Here is a 20,940-nt window from a genome sequence, read left to right as displayed (position 1 = left end):
ATGTCTCCCCAGTCCCTTCGCCGGTCGTTGCTCGCCGGCTTGGCTTCCCTCGCCCTCGTGACCACCGCCTGCACGGTGGACGACGGCGGCTCGACCAGCGCCGAGGGCGGCAAGCCCGCCAACGCGAACGTGCCGGCCTGGTGCGGTTCGAAGCAGATCACCCTCGGCCTGGCCGACGGCTTCGGCGACAACAACTGGCGCAAGGTCACCACGGCCGAGGCCAAGGCCGAGGTCGCCAAGTGCCCCAACGTCACGTCGTTCACCTACACCGACGGGCAGGGCAACACCCAGAAGGCCATTTCGGACATCCAGGGCCTCGTCGCCAAGGGCACGCAGGCGATCGTCGTCTTCCCGGACGCGGGCCAGGCCGTGCTGCCCGCCCTGCGCAGCGCCTACAAGGCGGGCGTGGTCACCGTGCCGTACCGGGTCAACCCGGGCGGGACGCCCGGCCAGGACTACGACGCGTTCGTGAGCACCAACTTCGAGCAGGCCGGTGTGCTGTGGGGCCAGTGGCTCGTGAAGGCGCTCAACGGCAAGGGCAAGGTGCTCAACCTCGGCGGGCCGGCCGCGAACTCGCAGAGCCTCGACGAGTACAAGGGCATGCAGAGCGTGCTCAAGGACCACCCGGGCATCCAGTTCGTCGGCACCACGCCGTACGAGGTGACCAACTGGGACGCCGCGCAGACCCAGCGCGTGATCACCGCGGCGCTGGCCAAGAACCCGGAGATCGACGCGATCACCACCGACTTCGGGGCCGCGCTGGCGAGCTCGTTCTCCGCCTTCACCTCGGCCGGGCGCAAGATCCCGGCGATCGCGACCGAGGACGCCAACCAGCTCGCCTGCAACTGGCAGCAGCAGAAGGACGCCGGCAACCCGTTCCAGCTGTTCACCGTCTCCTCGCAGAACGCGATGTCGCGCCTGGCGATCGACGTCGCGGTGGCCAAGGCGACCGGCGGTGTGGTGCCGAAGGACCTGGTCTACCCGCAGTCGGCGTTCGAGGACTCGATCTCCGGGCAGCCGCACCCCGTCACGTGCGACAAGGACCTCCCGAGCGACGCGTTCGTGTCCAGCTCACTGTCCAAAGCGGACCAGACCGCGGCCCTGAAGTAGGAGAGGCGACCATGACCGAAGTTGCGGCACTGAGCCTGTCCGGGGTGTCGAAGAGCTACGGGCCCGTGCGCGCCCTGTCGGAGGTGTCGCTCGACGTCTTCGGCGGCCGGGTGCACGCGCTGCTCGGCGAGAACGGCGCGGGCAAGTCGACGCTGATGGGCATCGCGTCGGGCTCCACCCGGCCCGACGCGGGCACGATCACGGTGGCCGGCGAGCCGATTGCGGCCCTGACCACCGACCGGGCGAGCCGGCTCGGCATCGCGATCGTGCACCAGCACCCGGCCGTGCTGGCCGACATGACGGTCGCGGAGAACATCCGCCTCGCGGTGCCCGCCGAGCGGATGCCGGCCGGCAACCCGCGTGTGTGGATGGTCGAACTGCTGCGGAGCGTCGGCTCGGACCTGCGGCTGCAGGACCGGGTGGCCGATCTCGGCGTCGCGCAGAAGCAGCTGCTGGAGCTGGCGAAGGCGGTCGCGCTGGAGCCGAAGGTGCTGATCCTCGACGAGCCGACCGCGCCGCTGGGCGCGGAGCAGACCGAGATCCTGTTCGACCAGGTGCGCCAGGCCACCGCCCGCGGCACGGCGGTCGTCTACATCACCCACCGGCTCGCCGAGGTGCGTGAGATCGCCGACGAGGTGACGGTGCTGCGCGACGGCCGGGCGCGTGGGCACTCGGCCGTCGCCGACCTCACCGACGACGAGATGCTGCGGCTGATCGTCGGGCGCGAGCTCGCCTCGGCGTTCCCGGAGAAGTACACCGATCTCGCCGACGCGAAGGTCGCGCTGGAGGTCGAAGGCCTCTCCGGCGAGGGTTTCCACGACGCGCGGCTCGTCGCGCACCACGGGGAGATCGTCGGGCTCGCGGGCATCGTCGGCAACGGCCAGAGCGAGTTCCTGCGCGCGCTGGCCGGGCTGCGCCCGTCGACGGGCCGGATCGTGCTCGACGGCGTGCCGCTGCGGGGCCGGGCCCTGGTCCGCTCGACGGCGTACATGCCGGCCGACCGCCACCGGGAAAGCCTGCTGCCGGCGATGTCGGTGCGGGAGAACGCGGCCGTCGCCTCGTTGCCCTCCTTCGCCGGCGGGGGAGTGGTCTCCGCGGAACGCGAACGGGCCGGAGTGGACGCCGAGCTGGCCAAGCTGTCGGTCAAGACCGCTTCGCGCGAGACGAACGTGATGGCGCTTTCGGGCGGCAACCAGCAGAAGGTGGTGATGGCGCGCGCTCTGCTCGCCGCACCGCGGCTGCTGCTGGCCGACGAGCCGACCCAGGGCGTCGACGTCGGCGCCCGGTCGGAGATCTACACGATCATGCGCGACGTGGCCGCGTCCGGGGTGCCGGTGGTCGTGGTGTCTTCCGACGCCAAGGAGCTGGAAGGGCTCTGCGACCGGGTCGTGGTGTTCTCGCGCGGCCACGTCGTCGCCGAGCTCACCGGCGAGGACGTCACCGAGGAGAAGATCACCGGCTCGGTCGTCAACGCCACCACGCTGCGCCGCGACGCGCCGGCGGCGAAGAAGGCCGGACCGGCGAAACCGGTTCCGTCGACCCGCCGGCCCCCGATGGCCGAGCGCCTGCGTGACCTGGCCAAGGGCGACTACGCGCCGAGCATCGTGCTCGCACTGGTCATCCTCGCGCTCGGCGGCTACACCTTCGCCCACAACGTGCGGTTCCTCGCGCCGTTCAACGTCACCTCGCTGCTCACGCTGCTCACGGCGCTCGCGTTCATCAGCCTGGGCCAGACCATCGTGATCATGACCGGCGGGATCGACCTGTCGGTCGGGCCACTCGCCGGGCTGCTGGTGGTGATCGCGTCGTTCTTCGTCACCGACGGCCACTCGCCGCTGCTCGTGGCACTCGCGTTCGTGGTCATGCTCGCGGTGGCCGTCGCGTCCGGGGTGCTCAACGGGGTGCTGATCCGCTTCGGCGGGTTCACCGCGGTGGCCGCGACCCTGACCCTCTACATCGGACTGCAGGGCGTCTCCTTGCTGCTGCGGCCGTTCCAGGGCGGGTTCATCAGCACGTCGGTCACCGACGCGATCACCGCGACGGTCGGGTTCGTGCCGATCGCGTTCCTCGTGGCGGTGGTGGTCGCCGTCGGGCTGGAGCTGGCGTTGCGGTTCACCGCCTGGGGCCGCGGCCTGCGGGCGGCCGGCTCGAACGAGGGGTCCGCGCGGCGCCTGGGCGTGAAGGTGAACCGGGTCCACGTGCTGGCCTACCTCGGCTGCGCGGTCCTGACGTTCTTCGGCGCGCTCCTGCTGATGGCCCAGATCGGCGTCGGTGACCCGACGCAAGGCGTGAGCTACACGCTCTCCAGCATCACCGCGGTCGTGCTCGGCGGGGCGAGCCTCGCCGGCGGGCGCGGGTCGTTCATCGGGACGCTGCTGGGCGCCGCGCTGATCCAGGAAGTGCTCAACGCGACGACGTTCCTGAACCTGAGCCAGAGCTGGCAGTACTTCTTCCAGGGAATCCTCATCCTCGTCGCCGCGGCGATCTACACCCGCGTGCGCCGCCGGACGCCGGCCCTGGTCTGAGCTTTCGCCGTACGCACAGCAGAAAGAGGAGACAGTGAGCGAAACAGCACTCGTCGTCGGGGTCACCGGCATCGCCGGGGCCGCGGTGGCCACCCGGCTGGTCGAGCGCGGCTGGGCGGTGACCGGGGTGTCCCGCCGCAGCGAGTCCGGCGTGCCCGGGGTCCGCTCGGTTCGCGCCGACCTCGAGGACGCGGCCGCGCTGAGCGCCGCGCTCGCGGACACGAAACCGACGCACGTCTTCCTCACCGCGTGGTCGCGCCGCCCCACCGAAGCGGAGAACATCGACGTCAACGCCGGCATCGTGCGCAACGTGCTGGCGGCGGCCACCGCGGGCGGCGCCGTGCGGCACGTCGCGCTGATGACCGGGCTGAAGCACTACCTCGGGCCGTTCGAGGCCTACGCCGCCGGGGTCACACCGGACACGCCGTTCCACGAGGACGAGGCGCGGCTCGACGTGCCGAACTTCTACTACGCGCAGGAGGACGAGCTCTTCGCGGCTGCCGAGCGCCACGGCTTCACCTGGAGCGTGCACCGGGCGCACACCGTGATCGGCCACGCCGTCGGCAACGCCATGAACATGGGGATGACGCTGGCGGTCTACGCGGCCGTGTGCCGGGAGACCGGGCGGGACTTCCGGTTCCCCGGCTCGGAGGTCCAGTGGAACGGCGTCACCGACATGACCGACGCCGGGCTGCTGGCCGACCAGATGGTGTGGGCGGCCACCGACGGGAACGGGCGCGACGAGGCGTTCAACATCGCGAACGGCGACGTGTTCCGCTGGCGCTGGATGTGGCCGCGCCTCGCGAAGCTGCTCGGCGTGACGCCGGCCGGGTTCGACGGCAAGCCCGCGCCGCTGGAGGAGCAGATGGCCGACGCCGGCCCGGTCTGGCGCCGGATCGCCGAGCGCCACGGGCTGCGCGAAGCGGACCTCACCCGGGTCGCGTCGTGGTGGCACACCGACAGCGACCTCGGCCGGCCCATCGAGTGCCTCACCGACATGAGCAAGAGCCGCAAGGCCGGGTTCACGGGCTACACCAGCACGCTGGACTCCTTCGCCCGGCTCTTCGAGACCTTGCGCGCGGAGCGGATCATCCCGCCCGCCGCGACCGAATAGGCACGACCGAACAGGCACGACCGAACAGACACGACCGAACAGACACAGCGGAATGAGCACAGCGGAATGACCACAGTGGACGTTACGAGCCGGACCGGCGCGCGGTCAGCGCTCGTCGCTCGTCGCCGGGAGCGGACGGGCGAGCAGCTCGAACAGTTCGGCCGGCGGCTCGGCGAGCCAGTCGCGCGCCCGGCCGGAGGCGGTGCGCCCGACGACGAACCACAGTCCCCGCGCGGGCGCGGCGGTGTGGTTGACGTACAGGTGCGCGCGGTCGGAGCGGAAGGAGAACGAGTCGCCGGCGCGCAGCACGTGCTCGTCGGACTCGAACCGCAGCGTGAGCTCGCCGTCGAGGAGGTAGGCGTGCTCCGTGCCCGGGTGGCGCATCAGCCCGCCGTCGACGGAACTGCTCGCGCCGGGCTCGTACGTCACCAGCAGCGGCTCCACCGACCGCGAGCCGTCGATGGCGAGGCGTTCCCAGCGCACGCCGTTGTCCATGTCCAGCACCGGGTTGTCGGCGGCGCGCTGGATGGTGGTGCCGGCTTCGTCGGGTTCGAGGACGGCCGGGCGGCGGCCGGGCTCGGCCTTCCCGCGATGGCCGGCGACCTCGAGGCCGAGCACTTCGTCCAGGGACAGGCCGAGGTGGCTGACCAGCGTGTAGAGCGTGCTCACGGACGGTTGCGACTTTCCGGTCTCGACCTGCGACAGCAGGCTCGCCGAGAGCCCCGTGGCCAGCGCCACGCCGCGCAGGGTGCGCTTCTGCCTGATCCGCGCTTCGCGCAGGGCAGGGCCGATCCGGTCGTCCACGGTGCCGCTCCCGTTCCGTTCACGGCGCCATCGCCGACTGTTCACTCGATCATACGTTCGTGCGTTGTGGCTGTACACACGCCCGGGTGCGACCTGCGCAACATCCCGGATTCACGGCGTCTCGTTCAGCGGGAGCGAACGCCTACCGGGTCGACGAAAGGAGCCCGGCCATGCCGGCTCGGCTGACCGACAGGACCGTGGTGGTGACCGGCGCGGGCCGGGGAATCGGCGCCGCCCTCGCCCGTGGGATGGCGGCGGAGGGCGCGGCGCTGGTCGTCACCGACCGCGACGAACCCGAAGCCGCCGCGGTGGCGCAGTCCATTCGTGACAGTGGCGGGCGCGCCGTGCACCGGCGCGTCGACGTCGTCGACCGCGAAGACGTGCGCGCCGCGATCGACCTCGCCGTGAGCGAGTTCGGCCGGCTCGACGCGTACTTCAACAACGCGGGGTTCAACGAGCCGGAGAAGTTCCTCGACATCACCGAAGCCGTGTGGGAACGCATCTTCCGCGTCAACGCGTTCGGGGTCGTGCTCGGCAGCCAGGAGGCCGCGCGCCAGTTCATCCGGCAGGGCGGTGGCGGCAAGATCGTGAACACGGCCTCCATCGCCGGCCGCCAGGGCTTTCCGAGCTTCGCGCCCTACTGCGCCAGCAAGGCCGCGGTGATCTCGCTGACCCAGTCCGGCGCCCGCTCGCTCGCGGAGCACGGCATCACCGTCAACGCGTTCGCGCCCGGCGTGGTGCGGACCCCGTTGTGGGACAAGCTCGACAGCGACCTCGAACGCATCGGGGAGGGCGACGCCGGCTTCGCCGCGATGGCCGACGACATCATCCTCGGCCGCCCGGCCGAACCCGAAGACCTGGTTCCCACGGCCGTGTTCCTCGCCGGCCCCGACTCCGACTACATCACCGGGCAGGTGATCCCGATCGAGGGCGGGATGGTCCTCGTCTGAGGCCTGCCCCGCCCGTCACACGTTCCCGGCGGTCCACCGCCGCGGGGGAAAGGAAAACTCATGCCGATCGCCACGTTCGGGCCCAACGCCGTCGACTGGGAGACCCGGATCGACCACGAACGCCTGCGCACCCAGCGCCTGCAGCGCCTGCGCGAGCAGCTGGACAAGTCGAGCCTCGGCGCCGTCCTCGCGTTCGACTTCGCCAACATCCGCTACATGTCCGCCACCCACATCGGCACGTGGGCCATGGACAAGCTCATCCGGTTCTCCCTGCTGACCCGCGCCACCGACCCCATCGTGTGGGACTTCGGGTCCGCGGCCAAGCACCACGAGCTCTACAACCCGTGGCTCGCCACCACGACCGCCGAGGCCGACGCCGACCCGCACGCGCCGCACCACGGCGCGGTCCGGCCGCGCGCCGAGTCCGGGGCCCGCGCGGGGATCTCCACGCTGCGCGGCGCGTTCCACCCGGACGCGGGCATCGCCGACGACGTCGCCGCGAAGATCAAGCGCGAGCTGGAGAAGTTCGGGCTGCTCGGCGAACCGCTCGGCGTCGACGTGATCGAGCTGCCGATCCTCGCCGCCCTGCAGCGCGCGGGCATCACGGTCACCGACGGGCAGCAGGTCTTCATGGAGGCCCGGCGCGTGAAGACCGCCGACGAGATCTCGCTGCTGACCCAGGCGGCCTCGATGGTCGACGCCGCCTACGACGACCTGTACCAGTTCCTGCGCCCGGGTGTCCGGGAGAACGAGTGCGTGGGGCTGGTCTCGAAGTCGCTCTACGACCTCGGCTCGGAGTACGTCGAGGGCGTGAACGCGATCTCCGGCGAGCGCTGCTCGCCGCACCCGCACGTGTTCTCCGACCGGCTGATCCGGCCCGGGGACCCCGCGTTCTTCGACATCCTGCACAGCCACCAGGGTTACCGCACGTGCTACTACCGCACGTTCGCGGTCGGTTCGGCCAGCCGCGCGCAGCGTGACGCCTACGTGCGGGCCCGCGAGTACATGGACCACGCCATCGCGCTGGTGCGCCCGGGCGCCACCACGGCGGACATCGTGTCGGTGTGGCCCACCGCGCAGGAGTTCGGGTTCGCCGACGAGGAAGCCGCGTTCGCGCTGCAGTACGGGCACGGTGTCGGGCTGTCCATCTGGGAGAAGCCGATCTTCTCGCGCCTGGTCTCGCTGGAGCACCCCGAGGTGCTGGAGGTCGGGAACGTGTTCGCGCTCGAGACGTACTGGCCCTCGGCCGACGGCATCGGCGCGGCCCGCATCGAGGAAGAGCTCGTGGTGACCCCCGAGGGTTGCGAGGTGATCACCAAGTTCCCCGCCGAGGACCTGCTGGTCGCCGGCCCCCGCTACATCGCCGTGAACGGCCCGCTCTCCACGGCGCGCGAGTCCCAGTCGCACCTCAACACGCCCGCCGGCCGCGGCGAAGCCACCGCCTGAGAAGGAGCGAGACGATGAAAGCCCTGAGGTTCACCGCGGCGGACACCGTGTCCGTCGACGAGCTGGCCGTACCGCGGATCGCCGCGGACGAGGTGCTCGTCGCGGCCCGCTCGGTCGGCATCTGCCACTCCGACATCGAGCTGCTCGAAGGCCGCTACATCATCCCGTTCTCCTACCCGGTGATCCCGGGCCACGAGTGGTCCGGCGAGATCGTCGAAACCGGTGCCGACGTCACCCGGTTCGCGCCCGGCGACCGCGTGGTGGGCGAGTGCGTGATCGGCGACGACCACTTCGGCTTCTCGATCAGCGGCGCGGCGGCGGAGTTCTTCGTCGCCAAACCCGCGTGGCTGCACCGGCTGCCGGATTCGCTGTCCTTCACCGACGGCGCGCTCGTGGAGCCGTTCAGCTGCGGGTACCACGCGCTGATGAAGGCGGGCAACGTCAACGCGAGCGACACGGTGGTGGTGTTCGGTGCCGGCCCGATCGGTCTCGGTGTCACGGCCGGTGCCGCGGCGCTGGGCGCGCGCACCATCACCGTCGAGCCGGCGGCCGGGCGCGCGGAGGCGGCGCGCAAGCTCGGCGCCGAGGTCGTGCTCGACCCGACGGCCGGGCCGATCGCGGAGCAGGTGGCCGAGGTGACCGGCGGTGCCGGGGGCACGGTGGTGATCGAGGCGACGGGGCTGCCGCCGGTGATGGCCGACGTGCTCGACGTCGCCGCGCACGGCGCGCGGGTGGTGTACGTCGGCATCGACGTGGGCGGCAGCGCGCCGGCGAAGCTGGGCCTGATCCAGTCGAAGGAGCTGAGCATCCGTGGCATCATCGGCTCGCCGGGGGTGTGGCCGGAGACGCTGCGGTTCCTCGCGCGCGCCGGGGTCGACCTGTCCGACCTGGTGACCGGCCGGTTCCCCGTGGAGCGGGCCGTGGAGGCGATCACCGCCTCGCGCGACACGGCGAAGAACATCAAGGTGCACCTCGAGTTCGGGGCCACGCGGTGACCGCGACCATGCGCGCGGCCGTCTACCACGGCCGCCAGGACGTCCGGATCGAAGAGGTGCCGCTGCCCCGGCTGCGCGACGGCGAGGTGCTCGTCGCCGTGCGGCGCAGCGGGATCTGCGGCTCGGACGCCACGGAGTGGGCGGCCGGCCCGAAGATGGTGCCGCTCACCCGGCGCCACCCCGGCAGCGGGCACCTCGGCCCGATGATCATCGGCCACGAGTTCGTCGGCGAGATCGTGGACGGCGGTGAGGGCTTCGCCGCGGGCGATCTGGTCGCCGCCGGCGCCGGTGTCTCGTGTGGACAGTGCGATCGCTGCGGCGAGGGCCGCACCAACCTGTGCCGCCGCTACTACACGCTGGGCCTCAACGCCCCCGGCGGGCTCGCCGAGTACGTGGCCGCGCCGGCCGGCATGCTGCGCCCGATCCCGGCCGGGGTGTCCCTCGACCACGCCGGGCTGGCGCAGCCGCTGGCCGTCGGCCTGCACGCCGCGCGGCGGGCGGGGGTCCGGCCGGGGGACTCCGTGGTGGTCATCGGGGCCGGCGCCATCGGCTCCTTCGTGCTGGCCGGGCTGCGGCACCTGGACGACGCCGACGTCACCGTGGTCGACTTCGCCGGCGACAAGCTGGACCGGGCCGCCCGGCTGGGCGCCACCCGGACCGTGGACGCGGCGGGCGACGTCGTCGAGGCCGTGCGGGAGCTGACCGGTGGGCGTGGCGCCGACGTGGTCATCGAGGCCAGCGGCGCGCCGGGGCAGTTCGAGAACGCGCTGCGGATGGTCACCGACGGCGGGCGGATCCTCGCCGTCGGCCTGCCCAAGCAGGCGCCCGTCGTCGACCTGTTCGGCCTGGTGCTGCGCGAGATCACCGTCGAGTCGACGGTCGCGCACGTGTGCGGCGCGGATCTGGTGCCGGCGTTGGAGATCCTGTCCGCCGGGGTGCTCGGTGCCGAGCTGCTCGACTCCGTGATCGGGCTCGACGAGCTCACCGACCGCGGCCTCGCGCGGCTGGCCGCCGGGGGCGTGGACGGGAAGGTTCTCATCGACCCGGGGAGGCGCTCGTGAAGGTCGCGGTGCTGGGCCTGGGCGCGATGGGCTCGCAGCTGCTCCTGCGGCTGGCCGACAGCGGCGTCGACGTCGTCGGCTGGAACCGCGATCCCGGACGCGCGCAGCGGGCCGGGATCGCGCCGGAGCGGGTCGCGTCGTCGGCGGCCGACGCCGTGACCGGGGCCGACGTGGTGATCGCCATGCTCGCCGACGGGCCGGCGTTGCGGGCCGTGCTGACCGGAGTCGTCGACCTGCTCGGCGAGAACACGCTGGTCCTCGACATGGGCACGTCCGGGCCGCAGCTGTCGCGTGAAGTGGCGGAAATGCTGGCCCGGCACGGGATCCGCTTCGCCGAGGCCCCGGTGTCCGGGTCGGTCGGCGCGGCCCGCGCCGGGTCGCTGACGATCATGTTCGGCGGTACGGCCGAGGACCTGGCCGCGGCGGAACCGGTGCTGCATTTCCTGGGCGGGCGGACCATCCACATCGGACCGATCGGCGCCGCGTCGACGCTGAAGCTGTGCGTCAACGCGCTGCTGCACACTTTCAACGCCACCCTCGGCGAGGTCCTCGGCACCGCGACGCGCGCGGGTATCGACCTGCGCACGGCGTACGACACGATCGGCGAGTCCGCGATCGCGGCCCCGTTCGTGCGCTACAAGCGCGACGCCTTCCTGTCCGAGACCGCCCCTCCGGTGGCCTTCGCGGTGGACCTGGTGCGCAAGGACCTCGAACTGTTCCTCGACGCGGTTCCGGACCCCGCGCGGCTGAGCCCGACGGTGCGGACCGCCGTCGACGTCGTGGAACGGGCCCAGTCGGCCGGTCTCGGACAGGAGGACATGGCGACGCTTGCGCGGCTCTACGACGGGAGCTGAGCCCGTCCCGGAACCGGTTGCGGGCCGGCGGTGCTCAGACGTCGGCCCGCTCGCGGATCTCCACGGCGGTCTCGAGCATCTGGCGCGTGCTGGTGAACCAGTCCTGCAGGTTCAGGTCGACGATGAGCTCGTCGGCGCCCGCCTCGGCGGCGGTGTGGACGTCTTCCAGGATCTCGTCGAGGGTGCCGACGAACGCGGTGCGGCCGGGGCCGGCCGGGCGGTCGGTGAAGGTGACGTTGCCGACCACCACCATCTCCATGCGGCTCGCGTCGCGGCCGTAGCCGGTGGCCAGTTCCCGGATGCGGTCCCAGCCGGTGCGCAGCTCGGCGGCGCCGGCGGGGCCGGGCGTGGTGAGCAGCGGCAGCCAGCCGTCCGCTCGCTCGGCGATGCGCCGCTGGGCACGGGAGTCGCCACCGCCGCCGAGCATCACCGGGATCTTCGACACGGGCTTGGGCAGGACGGCCGCGTTCTCGATGACCGTGCGGCTGCCGCGGAAGGTGACCGGATCCGGGCCCCACGCGGCGTCGAAGACGTCGAGGGTCTCGTCGAGGATGCGGCCGCGGCCGGCGCGGGTGGTGCCGGCGGCCTGGAGCTCGTCGGTGGACCAGCCGGTGCTCAGGCCGGCGATCACGCGGCCGCCGCTGAGCTGGTCGATCGTGGCCAGCTCCTTCGCCAGCTGGATGGGCAGGTGCAGCGGCGCGACCAGGACGGACGTGCCGAGGCGCACGGTGTTGGTCACCACCGCGGCGGCGGCGAGCAGGGCCAGGGGGTCGGCGGCCTGCCGCGACGCGGCCGGCCACGGCACGTTCGGCGGCGCGTACGGTTCGAGGGGCTGCTCGGGGAAGAGCAGCCGCTCGTAGGTCCACAGGCTGGCGTAGCCGGCCGCTTCCGCCGTGCGGGCCGCCTCGACGACGTCGTGCCGCAGGTCCACGCCGAGCCGTTGGGGCAGGCGGAGTCCGAGCTTCATGGGAGTTCTCCGAGCGAGTCGTGATTGTCCTGACCGGACCGAGTCTGAACGTTGACATCGATGTGAAGGTCAATGTCGGCTCGGACACAGGAGTTCTGCGTGGTGTGCCGGGCCGTCGCGCGGACGTGTCCGGCGGGCGGGCCGGGCCGGCTCCAATGGAGCAGCGCTGTGACTTTCCGCTGGCATTCGCTCACTCGCCCGATGAATTGCCGGTGATTCTCCCGCGCTTCTACGCTGAAAAGGTCGAGCTTCTCGGGTCCGGGAGGAATTGTGCGTCGAAAGCTTTTCGTTCTTGCCGCGGTGTCGGCTTCTTTGCTCGGTCTGTCCGCTGTCCCCGCCGCGGCGAGTGGTGACCAGTTCGCGCCGGCGGGCTGTTTCGGGGAGCGCTACAGCATCTTTCTTGGACAGGGCATCAGCGTCTCGTGCCTGCCCGGGGAAGGCCACGGTTACCGCGTGATCGCCCACTGCGCGAGCGGCAACGCGTTCTGGTTCGCGGCGGGCGATTTCGTTCCGTACGGATTCGGTCCGGCGACCGCGGAATGCACCGGCGCGCTGCTCGCGCCCGCGAGTGTGGTCGCGTATCAGGTCGACGAAATCTGATTTTCCGCGGGGGCTTTACGCGACGGCCACGATTTCACCGTGCAGCACGGAAAACCAGCCGTCGGGATCGTCGACCCAGCGGCGCCACGCGGTGGAGATCTCTTCGAGCTCGGCCGGCTGCGCCAGGCCGTCGCGCAGGATCTGGGTGGTGGTGTCGGAGTTCAGTACGCGGTCGGCCCACATGCCGCCCCAGTAGGCGCGGTCGTCGGGGGTCGCGAAGCACCACGTGGCCGACGACGGCGCGACGTCGGTGAAGCCCGCGGCGTGGGCCCAGGTGAGCAGCCGGCGGCCCGCGTCGGGTTCGCTGCCGTTGGCGCGGAAGGCTTGGCGGTAGACCTCGAGCCAGCGGTCGAGCGCCGCGTCCGCGGGGTGCCAGGTGAATGCCGCGTAGTCGGCGTCCCGCGCGGCGACGAGGCCGCCCGGGCGGCAGACGCGGCGCATTTCCCGCAGGGCCAGCACCGGGTCCGCGACGTGCTGCAGCACCTGGTGGGCGTGGACGACGTCGAAGCTGTCGTCGGGGAAGTCGAGCGCGTGCACGTCGCCCACCACGAACTCGACGTTGTCCAGGCCGCGCCGGGCCACCTCCGCTTCGCCGAGCCGGCGGGCGGCCTCGGTGATCTCGACGCCGGTGACCCGGCCTGGGGCCACCAGTGCGGCGAGGTCGGCGGTGATCGTCCCGGGCCCGCTGCCGATGTCGAGCAGCGCCTGCCCGGGCGCGAGGCGGGGCAGGAGGTACGCGCACGAGTTCTCGGCGGTCCGCCAGCGGTGTGAGCGGAGCACGGATTCCTGATGGCCATGCGTGTAGGACGACACATCGTGAGCGTAGCTCAGCTTCTCAGTGATCGGGACGATGTTCCCGGCATCCGGGCACGCGCGGAGCCCTGGACTGATGTCGACCATGGCTCGATAGTGATAGCCATGTACTCAGGCAACCCCGACGTCCCTGATGACGTGTTCGCCGCCGTTCTCGACCAGATCAACGACTTCGTCCGCACTCGCGTGATGCCCCGCGAGGTCGAGATCATGACCACGGACGCCATACCGGCCGACCTTCGGGCGCAGGCGGCCGAGATGGGGTTGTTCGGGTACGCGATCCCGCAGGAGTGGGGCGGGCTCGGCCTCGATCTGGTGCAGGACGTCGAGGTCGCGATGGCGCTGGGGTACACGTCGTTGTCCTTGCGCTCGATGTTCGGCACCAACAACGGCATCGCGGGCCAGGTCCTGGTCGGGTTCGGCACCGAGGAGCAGCGGGCGCGCTGGCTGCCGGGCATCGCCTCGGGCGAGATCGTCGCCTCGTTCGCGCTCACCGAGCCCGGCGCGGGGTCGAACCCGGCGGGCCTGCGCACCACCGCGAAGCCGGACGGCGACGGCTGGGTCATCGACGGGGGCAAGCAGTTCATCACCAACGCCACCGAGGCGGGGCTGTTCGTGGTGTTCGCCCGCACGCGGCCGGCGTCTGAGTCGGGCACCGGCATCGCGGTGTTCCTGGTGCCGGCCGACGCGCCGGGGATCTCGGTGGGCCCGAAGGACGCCAAGATGGGGCAGGAGGGCTCGCGCACCGCGGAGGTCACCTTCGCGGGGGTCCGCATCGGCCCGGAGGCGCTGGTCGGCGGGGACGGCGAGGTCGGGTACAAGGCCGCGATGACGTCGCTGGCCCGCGGCCGCGTCCACATGGCCGGGCTGGCCGTCGGCGCCGCGCAGCGGGCGCTCGACGAGTCGGTCTCCTACGCCGCCACCGCGACCCAGGGCGGCACGGTGATCGGGGATTTCCAGCTGGTGCAGGCGATGATCGCCGACCAGCAGACGGGCGTGCTCGCCGGGCGGGCGCTGGCCCGGGAGGCCGCGCGGCTGTACGTGACGGGGGAGGACCGCCGGATCGCGCCGTCGGCGGCGAAGCTGTTCTGCACCGAGATGGCCGGCAAGACCGCCGACCTGGCGGTGCAGATCCACGGCGGCAGCGGCTACCTGCGCGAGGTCCCGGTCGAGCGCATCTACCGCGACGTGCGGCTGATGCGGTTGTACGAGGGCACGAGCGAGATCCAGCGGCTCATCGTCGGCGGTGGGCTCGTGCGGGCCGAGAAGAAGAAGCAGTCGTGACGCGCCCGCTCGAAGGGGTCACCGTCGTCGCCGTCGAGCAGGCCGTCGCCGCCCCGCTGGCCACCCGCAACCTCGCCGATCTCGGTGCCCGCGTGATCAAGATCGAGCGCATCGACGGCGGCGACTTCGCGCGCGGCTACGACCACGTCGTCCACGGCACCGGGGCGCATTTCGTGTGGCTCAACCGGGGCAAGGAGTCGATCGCGCTCGACCTGAAAGTGCCGGAGGGCCGCGACATCGCGCGCCGGCTCGTCGCGAACGCGGACGTGTTCGTGCAGAACCTCGCCCCCGGTGCCGCCGACCGCCTCGGGTTCGGTGATCTGCGCGCCGAGCACCCGGAGCTGGTCGTGGTGAACGTGTCCGGCTTCGGCGCCGGCGGGCCGATGGAGCAGCGCAAGGCCTACGACATGCTCATCCAGGCCGAGGCCGGGTTGATCGCCATCACCGGCACTCCCGAGACGCCGGTGAAGACCGGCATCCCGACCTCCGACATCGCGTCGGGCATGTACTGCTCGCAGGCGGTGCTGGCCGCGCTGCTGCGCCGCTGGCGCACCGGCGAGGGCGCCACCATCGAGGTCTCGATGCTGGAGGCCACCGTCGAGTGGATGGGCTACGCGCTCTACACGCAGATGTACGCCGGCACCCAGCCCGCCCGCATGGGCCTGAGCCACGCCTCGATCGCCCCGTACGACGCCTTCCCGACGCGCGACGGCCAGATGCTCATCGGCGTGCAGAACGACACCGGCTGGCGCACCCTGGTCACCGCGGTGCTCGACGCCCCCGAACTCGCCGACGACCCGCGCTTCGCCACCAACGTCGCCCGCGTGGCCCACCGCGCCGAGTGCGACGCCGCGGTCGCCACCCGCACTGTCCTCTGGACCAACGCCGAGCTCGACGAGCGCCTCGCCGCGGCCGGCGTTCCCGCCGCGCAGCTCAAGGAAGTCGGCCAGGTCGTCGACCACCCCCAGCTGCGCGCCCGCGACCGCTGGCGCAAGGTCGGCACCGAGTTCGCCGAGATCGACGCCCTCCTGCCGCCCGCGACCTTCGCCGACGTCGAAGCCCGCATGGGCGACGTCCCCGCGCTGGGCCAGCACACTCGCGCCCTGCTCGCCGAGTCCGGTGTGGACGCCGACGACGTCATCGCCCGCGGAATCGCAGGGCCACCCCGGGGGTGAGCTCCCGGCGGTCGCCGGACTTTGCCGCGGCCTCGCGGAACCCGTTGCCGGCAGCGGTGGTTCCGGGGCCGGCGTTGTCGTGCCCGCGGCGCGGCCCTGTGACGGCCGCCGATCACCTTGACTCCCTCGCCGCGCGGCCGGTAGCTTACGGATATACGAATTTCGATTCGAGATTACGAAAGTGACGATGATGTCGCGATGACCACGACGCCTGCTGCCGAGACCCTGCCCGACCTGCTGCGAGCGTGTGCCGCGGCAGTGCCGGGGCGCGAGGCCCTCGTGGTCGGCGGGGTGCGGCTGACGTACGCGCAGCTGGCCGAGCGGATGGACGACGCACGCAGGGCGTTGCAGGGGATCGGGGTCGGGGAAGGGGACGTCGTCGCGCTGCTGGCGCCGAACGACGCCGCGTGGGTGCCGGTGGCGTTCGGGGCGATGGCGGCCGGGGCGCGGGTCGACGCGTTCAACACCTGGGTCAAGGCCTACGACATCGAGTACCTGCTGACCAGCTCGAAGGCGTCGGTGCTGGTCATGGTGGACCGGGTGCGGGGCAACGACCTCGTCGGCGAGCTGCGGAAGCTGGTGCCGGACCTGGGGCGGCCGCAAGACGTCTTCCCGGAGCTGAAGCACGTCGTCGTGCTCGGGGAGGACGCGCCCGAAGGGGCGCTGGCGTGGCGGGAGCTGCCGAAGCTGCCGGCCATCCCGGCGAAGCCCGATCCCGCAGAACCCGCGTTCGTCCTCTACACGTCGGGCTCGACGAAGAACCCCAAGGCCGTCCCGCTGTGCCACCGCGACCTGATCCTGAACGGCTTCCACATCGGCGAGCGCATGGGCCTGTCCGCCGACGACCGCGTGTGGTTCGGCTCCCCGTTGTTCTGGAGCTTCGGCTGCGCCAACGCGCTCATGGCCACGATGACGCACCAGGCCTGTTTCGTGCTGCAGGAGCAGTTCGAACCCGAAGCCGCGGCCGAGCTGATGGCGGCGGAGCGCGTGACGGCCGCCTACCTGTTGCCCGCCATGGTCGACGCGCTCGCCAACGGGCCGGCCGAGCGCGTGCGGGCGGTGGAGTCGTTGCGCACCGGGCTGACCATCGGCCGGCCCGAGGAGGTCGGGCGCGCGATCACGCAGCTGGGCATCACCGGGATGTGCAACGTCTACGGCTCGACCGAGACCTACGGCAACTGCTGCGTCACCGACCACCGCATGCCGCTCGCCACGCGCCTGAACACACAGGGCGAGCCGCTGACCGGCGTCGAGATCCGGGTGGCCGACCAGGAAACCGGCACGCTGCTGCCGGCCGGCGAGTCGGGGGAGCTGCAGGTGCGCGGCCGCCTGACGCCGGGCTACCTCGGCGACGACGAGGCCAACGCGGACGCGTTCACCGGCGACGGCTGGTTCCGCACCGGCGACCGCGGGGTCCTCAACGCCGACGGCACCGTCTCGTTCGTCGGCCGGATCACCGACATGATCAAGACCTCCGGCATCAACGTCTCGCCGGCCGAGGTCGAGAGCTTCCTGTCCGGCCACCCGGACGTCGCCGAGGCCGTGGTGCTCGGCGCGCCGCACCCGAGCCGCGACGAGGTCGTGGTGGCGTTCGTCGTGGCGCGGGCCGGAATGCTCACCGCGCAGGACGTGATCGCCCACTGCAAGGAACGCATCGCCGGGTACAAGGTGCCGTGGGCGGTCGCGATCGTCGACGAGCTGCCGAAGACCGGCACCGGCAAGCTCGTCCGCCGGACGTTGCGCGCCGACGCGGAGAAACTCGTGCAGGACAAGCTGAAAGCAGGCACGCCATGACGGGCAACTGGGGCCGCTGGGGCACCGACGACGAGGCCGGCGCGCTGAACCTCGTCACCCCCGACGTCACCCTCCGCGCGGCCGGGCTCGTGCGGTCGGGCCGGACGCTGAGCCTCGCCCAGCCGCTGGGGCCGGCCACCGCGTCGCCGCGCCACCGGCCGGGTCCGATGCGGTTCATGAACCGCGACGCCGGCGACTACGCCCTGGGCGCGCGCACGCCGGGCGGGTTCCGGTTCGCCGAGGACACCGTGCAGTTCCCGACGCACAGCGGCACCCACGTCGACTCGCTGTCCCACGCCTGGACGGGCGAGGAGATCTACAATGGACACTCACAGGCTTCGACGCGGACCACGCGCGGTGCGCAGCGCTGCGGCGCCGAAAAGCTGCCCCCGGTCGTGACGCGCGGGGTGCTGGTGGATCTGGTGGCCGCGACCGGCGGCCCGCTGGAGCCGAGCGCCCCCGTCGGGGTCGACGAGCTGCGCCGGGGCATCGCGGAAACCGGGGTCACGCCCGAACCCGGCGACGCCGTGCTGATCCGCACCGGCTGGCTCGAAACCCAGGGCCGCGGCGGGGACTACTTCGCGGACGAGCCCGGCATCACCGAGGAAGCCGCGCGCTACCTCGCCGACCGCGACGTCGCGCTCGTCGGCGCCGACAACTACGCCGTGGAGCAGCAGTCGGCGGCGAGCGGGTTCCCCGCGCACCTGCTGCTCCTGCACCGGCACGGCGTGCCGTTGCTGGAAAACCTCGAGCTGGCCGAGCTCGGCGCCGCGCTGGCGGCCGAGTCGCGGTCGACGTTCCTGTTCGTCTTCGCCCCGATCCCGCTCGTCGGCTCGACGGCCACCCCGGTCACGCCGGTGGTCGTCCTGTGACCGCGGACTGGCTCACGAGCGTCCTTAAACCCGGTGACCTCGTCGTGGTCGCGCAGGGCACCGGCGAGCCGACGCCGTTGCTCGAACAGCTGGTGCACGCGGCGCCGCCCGACGTGGAGGTGTTCGTCGGGCTCAGCCACAGCACCGCGCTCACCGGCCCGGCCGCCCGCGCGCGGCCGCTGGTGTCGTTCGGCGCGCTGGGCCCGCTCGGCCGGCTCGCCGCGAACGGCACCGTTTCCGTGATCCCGTGCCACTTCCGCGACGTCCCGCGCGCGCTCGCGAGCCGCAACCCCGAGCAGATCGTGGTGGCGCTGCAGGTGTCGGGCGCCGACGAGACCGGTCACCACAGCCTGGGCCTGTCCGTCGACTACACCTACGACCTGCTCGGCCGCGCCCGCGCCGTGGTCGCCGAGGTCAACGACCGCCTGCCGCACACGACCGCGCCGCGCGTGCACTCGGCGCAGCTGACCGCGACCGTGCCCAGTTCGCGGCCGATGCCGACGATCACGGCCGGCACGACCGGGCCGGTCCACGAGACGATCGCGCGGCACGTCGCCGGCCTGGTGCCCGACGGGGCGACGATCCAGCTCGGCGTCGGCACGCTGCCGTCGGCGGTCGGCCGGGCGCTGGAGTCCCGGCGCGACCTTCGGGTGCACTCGACGCTCGCCGGGACCTGGCTGCTCGACCTCGCCCGATCCGGCGCGCTGAGCGACGAGCCCGGCGCCGTGACGATCTGCGAGGCCGCCGGTTCCCCGGAGCTCTACGACTGGGTGGTCGAGGCCGGGGTGCTGGTGCGTCCCGTCTCGGAGCTGTCGCGGCCGGGCGCGGTCGCTGACCAGTTCGTGGCGATGAACTCCGCGCTGCAGGTGGATCTCACCGGCCAGGTCAACGCGGAGGAGCTCGGCTCCGGCTACGTCGGCGGGATCGGCGGCCAGCCCGACTACCTGCGCGCGGCCCAGCAGTCGCGGGACGGCTGTTCGGTCGTGATGCTGCCCGCCACGACGGGCGACGGCACCCGGTCCCGGATCGTGCGCGGCCTGCACGCCGGCGCCGTCACCACCCCGCGGTCCCATGTGGACGTCGTCGTCACCGAGCACGGGATCGCCGACCTGCGCGGCAAAAGCCTCGCCGAGCGCGCCGAAGCCCTCATCGCCATCGCGGCCCCCGGCCACCGTTCCTCACTGCGGGAGACGCCATGACCAGCACGCTCGACGAGCAGCTGCACGAGTTCCTCTCGGCGCAGCTCGGCTCGGTCCCGAAGATCGTCGACCTGAACCGCGTCGGCGTCGGCCGCTCGCGGGAGAACTGGGTGTTCGACCTCGTCGATCCCGCCACGGGCGAGCGCGAGCCGCTGATCCTGCGCCGCGACCCCGAAGGCGGGCTGGTCGACACCGACCGCGGCACGGAGTTCGCCGTCCTGCGCGCTCTGGAACCGAGCGGGCTCCCCGCGCCGCGGGCCCGCTGGCTGGACTCGGACGGCCGGTGGCTCGGCAAACCGTCGCTGATCATGCGCCGCGAACCCGGCGACTGCGACTACCGGGTGGTCAACGGCGACCGCCCGCTGGCCGACCGCACCGACCTGGCGCGGCGGTTCTGCGAGCTGCTGGCGGACGTCCACTCCGTCGACTGGCGCTCCACCGGACTCGGCGCCGTGCTCGAAGATCCGGGGGAGCGGGCGGCGCTCGCCGAGCTGGAGCGCTGGGAAACCGTGCTGCGCCAAGACCAGCTCGAAGCACTGCCCGAAGTGGACCTCGCCCTCGCGTGGCTGCGCGAGCACGCGCCCGCGTCGCCGCGCACCGTGCTCGTGCACGCGGACTTCAAGCCCGGCAACATCCTGCTGCAGGGCGACCGCGTTTCCGCGCTGCTCGACTGGGAGCTCGCGCACCTCGGCGACCCGCTGGAAGATCTCGGCTGGGTCGTGCAGCCCCTGCGCCACCGCGAGCACCTCATCGAGGGCGCGTGGGAGCGCGAGGACCTGGTCCGCCACTACCGCGAGACCACCGGCCTCGACGTCGACGAGACGGCGCTGCAGTGGTGGGTGGTCTTCTCGACGTTCAAAACCGTGGTCATGCAGGTCAGCGGGCTGCGGGCGTTCCTGGACGAGCGCAGCGACGAACCGTACCGCCCGACGAAACGCGTGCTGCGGACCCTGCTGACCGCGATCGCCGAAAGGAGCTGACGTGCGCCCGACCATCGAGGACCAGCTGCACGGTGCGCAGCGCCTGCTGGACGACGTCGCCACCGACCCCGAGCTGAGCCGCGACTCCCACGAGAACCTGGCCAACGTGCGGCGGCTGCTCAAGCAGATCGGCCGGTCGTGGTCCGAGCTGCTTCCCTTCTACCTCAACGACAACGCGACGCTGGCGCAGTTGCTCACCCGCCACGACGTCGAGCTTCCCGCGGCGGCCGAACCCGGCGGCTACGACGTCGCCGAAGCCGCGCGGCGCAACGCCGAGCTGCGGGCGTTGCTGTCCGGTGTCATCACGAACCTGCCCGACACCCCGGACGGCACCGCCGCCCGGCGGGAGATCACCGAGTACCTGGTCCGTCGGATCGAAGCCGACCCGAGCTGAGGA

19 protein-coding genes are annotated in these 20,940 nt (G+C 72.2%); 16 read left to right on the top strand and 3 right to left on the bottom strand.

The features are described from left to right. The 3 genes from AB0878_RS23130 to AB0878_RS23120 are packed head-to-tail and all read left to right on the top strand — an operon-like array spanning position 1 to position 4,749. Positions 1–1,110 (top strand): substrate-binding domain-containing protein, encoded by a 1,110-nt coding sequence (locus tag AB0878_RS23130; protein ID WP_366582310.1) that lies wholly within the window; start codon positions 1–3, stop codon positions 1,108–1,110. An 11-nt stretch (positions 1,111–1,121) separates the two neighbouring features. Next, positions 1,122–3,635, top strand: a complete 2,514-nt coding sequence (locus AB0878_RS23125; protein ID WP_366582309.1) for an ATP-binding cassette domain-containing protein — start codon at positions 1,122–1,124, stop codon at positions 3,633–3,635. Between the two features lie 34 nt (positions 3,636–3,669). Continuing rightward, on the top strand, positions 3,670–4,749 hold the full coding sequence (locus AB0878_RS23120; protein ID WP_366582308.1) for an SDR family oxidoreductase: 1,080 nt from the start codon (positions 3,670–3,672) through the stop codon (positions 4,747–4,749). Between the two features lie 105 nt (positions 4,750–4,854). Here AB0878_RS23120 and AB0878_RS23115 read toward each other — a convergent pair whose 3' ends face one another. Beyond that, positions 4,855–5,553, bottom strand: a complete 699-nt coding sequence (locus tag AB0878_RS23115; RefSeq protein WP_366582307.1) for a cupin domain-containing protein — start codon at positions 5,551–5,553, stop codon at positions 4,855–4,857. 170 nt (positions 5,554–5,723) lie between these two features. Between AB0878_RS23115 and AB0878_RS23110 the strand changes: the two genes are divergently transcribed. Genes AB0878_RS23110 through AB0878_RS23090 form a run of 5 tightly spaced genes read left to right on the top strand, consistent with a single transcriptional unit; the run spans position 5,724 to position 10,859 of the window. After that, on the top strand, positions 5,724–6,503 hold the full coding sequence (locus AB0878_RS23110; RefSeq protein WP_366582306.1) for a glucose 1-dehydrogenase: 780 nt from the start codon (positions 5,724–5,726) through the stop codon (positions 6,501–6,503). A gap of 60 nt (positions 6,504–6,563) precedes the next feature. Continuing rightward, positions 6,564–7,949, top strand: coding sequence for a Xaa-Pro peptidase family protein (locus AB0878_RS23105; protein ID WP_366582305.1), 1,386 nt, complete (start codon positions 6,564–6,566; stop codon positions 7,947–7,949). 14 nt (positions 7,950–7,963) lie between these two features. Then, the gene (locus AB0878_RS23100; RefSeq protein ID WP_366582304.1) at positions 7,964–8,944 is read left to right on the top strand and encodes a zinc-binding dehydrogenase; all 981 of its coding nucleotides are present in this window, start codon (positions 7,964–7,966) and stop codon (positions 8,942–8,944) included. Next, the gene (locus AB0878_RS23095) at positions 8,941–10,005 is read left to right on the top strand and encodes an alcohol dehydrogenase catalytic domain-containing protein (protein ID WP_366582303.1); all 1,065 of its coding nucleotides are present in this window, start codon (positions 8,941–8,943) and stop codon (positions 10,003–10,005) included. The genes AB0878_RS23100 and AB0878_RS23095 overlap by 4 nt, the downstream gene beginning before the upstream one ends. After that, the gene (locus AB0878_RS23090) at positions 10,002–10,859 is read left to right on the top strand and encodes an NAD(P)-dependent oxidoreductase (RefSeq protein WP_366582302.1); all 858 of its coding nucleotides are present in this window, start codon (positions 10,002–10,004) and stop codon (positions 10,857–10,859) included. The genes AB0878_RS23095 and AB0878_RS23090 overlap by 4 nt, the downstream gene beginning before the upstream one ends. A 34-nt stretch (positions 10,860–10,893) precedes the next feature. On the opposite strand, the gene AB0878_RS23085 is transcribed toward AB0878_RS23090, so the two are convergent. After that, positions 10,894–11,826: a TIGR03619 family F420-dependent LLM class oxidoreductase gene (locus AB0878_RS23085; RefSeq protein ID WP_366582301.1), complete on the bottom strand. Its 933-nt coding sequence runs from the start codon at positions 11,824–11,826 to the stop codon at positions 10,894–10,896. Positions 11,827–12,096: 270 nt separating this feature from the next. Here AB0878_RS23085 and AB0878_RS23080 point away from each other — a divergent pair, with 270 nt between their 5' ends. Next, the gene (locus AB0878_RS23080) at positions 12,097–12,426 is read left to right on the top strand and encodes a hypothetical protein (protein ID WP_366582300.1); all 330 of its coding nucleotides are present in this window, start codon (positions 12,097–12,099) and stop codon (positions 12,424–12,426) included. Between the two features lie 15 nt (positions 12,427–12,441). Here the strand turns inward: AB0878_RS23080 and AB0878_RS23075 are convergent, their stop codons facing one another. Beyond that, positions 12,442–13,206, bottom strand: a complete 765-nt coding sequence (locus AB0878_RS23075; protein WP_366582299.1) for a methyltransferase domain-containing protein — start codon at positions 13,204–13,206, stop codon at positions 12,442–12,444. A 138-nt stretch (positions 13,207–13,344) separates the two neighbouring features. On the opposite strand from AB0878_RS23075, the gene AB0878_RS23070 reads away from it, so the two are divergent. The 7 genes from AB0878_RS23070 (at position 13,345) to AB0878_RS23040 (ending at position 20,937) form a co-directional block, all read left to right on the top strand. Then, positions 13,345–14,523, top strand: a complete 1,179-nt coding sequence (locus AB0878_RS23070) for an acyl-CoA dehydrogenase family protein (protein ID WP_366582298.1) — start codon at positions 13,345–13,347, stop codon at positions 14,521–14,523. Beyond that, positions 14,520–15,698 carry a CaiB/BaiF CoA-transferase family protein gene (locus AB0878_RS23065; protein WP_366582297.1) on the top strand — a complete coding sequence of 393 codons (1,179 nt, stop codon included), beginning with the start codon at positions 14,520–14,522 and terminating at the stop codon, positions 15,696–15,698. The genes AB0878_RS23070 and AB0878_RS23065 overlap by 4 nt, the downstream gene beginning before the upstream one ends. Positions 15,699–15,896: 198 nt before the next feature. After that, positions 15,897–17,492: a class I adenylate-forming enzyme family protein gene (locus tag AB0878_RS23060; RefSeq protein ID WP_366582296.1), complete on the top strand. Its 1,596-nt coding sequence runs from the start codon at positions 15,897–15,899 to the stop codon at positions 17,490–17,492. Beyond that, entirely contained in the window at positions 17,489–18,364 is an 876-nt protein-coding gene (locus tag AB0878_RS23055) for a cyclase family protein (RefSeq protein WP_366582295.1), read from the top strand. Before AB0878_RS23060 ends, AB0878_RS23055 begins: the two co-directional genes overlap by 4 nt. Beyond that, a complete protein-coding gene (locus AB0878_RS23050; protein ID WP_366582294.1) occupies positions 18,361–19,563 on the top strand; it encodes an acetyl-CoA hydrolase/transferase C-terminal domain-containing protein in 1,203 nt (400 codons plus the stop codon). The genes AB0878_RS23055 and AB0878_RS23050 overlap by 4 nt, the downstream gene beginning before the upstream one ends. Next, positions 19,560–20,543, top strand: a complete 984-nt coding sequence (locus AB0878_RS23045; protein WP_366582293.1) for a phosphotransferase family protein — start codon at positions 19,560–19,562, stop codon at positions 20,541–20,543. Before AB0878_RS23050 ends, AB0878_RS23045 begins: the two co-directional genes overlap by 4 nt. A 1-nt stretch (position 20,544) precedes the next feature. Next, the gene (locus AB0878_RS23040; RefSeq protein WP_366582292.1) at positions 20,545–20,937 is read left to right on the top strand and encodes a hypothetical protein; all 393 of its coding nucleotides are present in this window, start codon (positions 20,545–20,547) and stop codon (positions 20,935–20,937) included. Positions 20,938–20,940 lie beyond the last annotated feature (3 nt).

Origin of the sequence: Amycolatopsis sp. NPDC047767 (assembly GCF_040704195.1) — a bacterium.
Taxonomy (GTDB): domain Bacteria; phylum Actinomycetota; class Actinomycetes; order Mycobacteriales; family Pseudonocardiaceae; genus Amycolatopsis.
The sequence above is the reverse complement of the archived record's forward strand: the minus strand, read 5'-3'. Positions and strand labels throughout refer to the sequence as shown.

What these genes read in the sequence shown, in the direction of transcription:
- AB0878_RS23130 (WP_366582310.1), top strand. Translation starts at nt 1, where the DNA reads ATGTCTCCCCAGTCCCTTCGCCGGTCGTTGCTCGCCGGCTTGGCTTCC.
- AB0878_RS23125 (WP_366582309.1), top strand. Translation starts at nt 1,122, where the DNA reads ATGACCGAAGTTGCGGCACTGAGCCTGTCCGGGGTGTCGAAGAGCTAC.
- AB0878_RS23110 (WP_366582306.1), top strand. Translation starts at nt 5,724, where the DNA reads ATGCCGGCTCGGCTGACCGACAGGACCGTGGTGGTGACCGGCGCGGGC.
- AB0878_RS23105 (WP_366582305.1), top strand. Translation starts at nt 6,564, where the DNA reads ATGCCGATCGCCACGTTCGGGCCCAACGCCGTCGACTGGGAGACCCGG.
- AB0878_RS23100 (WP_366582304.1), top strand. Translation starts at nt 7,964, where the DNA reads ATGAAAGCCCTGAGGTTCACCGCGGCGGACACCGTGTCCGTCGACGAG.
- AB0878_RS23085 (WP_366582301.1), bottom strand. Translation starts at nt 11,826, where the DNA reads ATGAAGCTCGGACTCCGCCTGCCCCAACGGCTCGGCGTGGACCTGCGG.
- AB0878_RS23070 (WP_366582298.1), top strand. Translation starts at nt 13,345, where the DNA reads ATGTACTCAGGCAACCCCGACGTCCCTGATGACGTGTTCGCCGCCGTT.
- AB0878_RS23060 (WP_366582296.1), top strand. Translation starts at nt 15,897, where the DNA reads ATGACCACGACGCCTGCTGCCGAGACCCTGCCCGACCTGCTGCGAGCG.
- AB0878_RS23055 (WP_366582295.1), top strand. Translation starts at nt 17,489, where the DNA reads ATGACGGGCAACTGGGGCCGCTGGGGCACCGACGACGAGGCCGGCGCG.
- AB0878_RS23045 (WP_366582293.1), top strand. Translation starts at nt 19,560, where the DNA reads ATGACCAGCACGCTCGACGAGCAGCTGCACGAGTTCCTCTCGGCGCAG.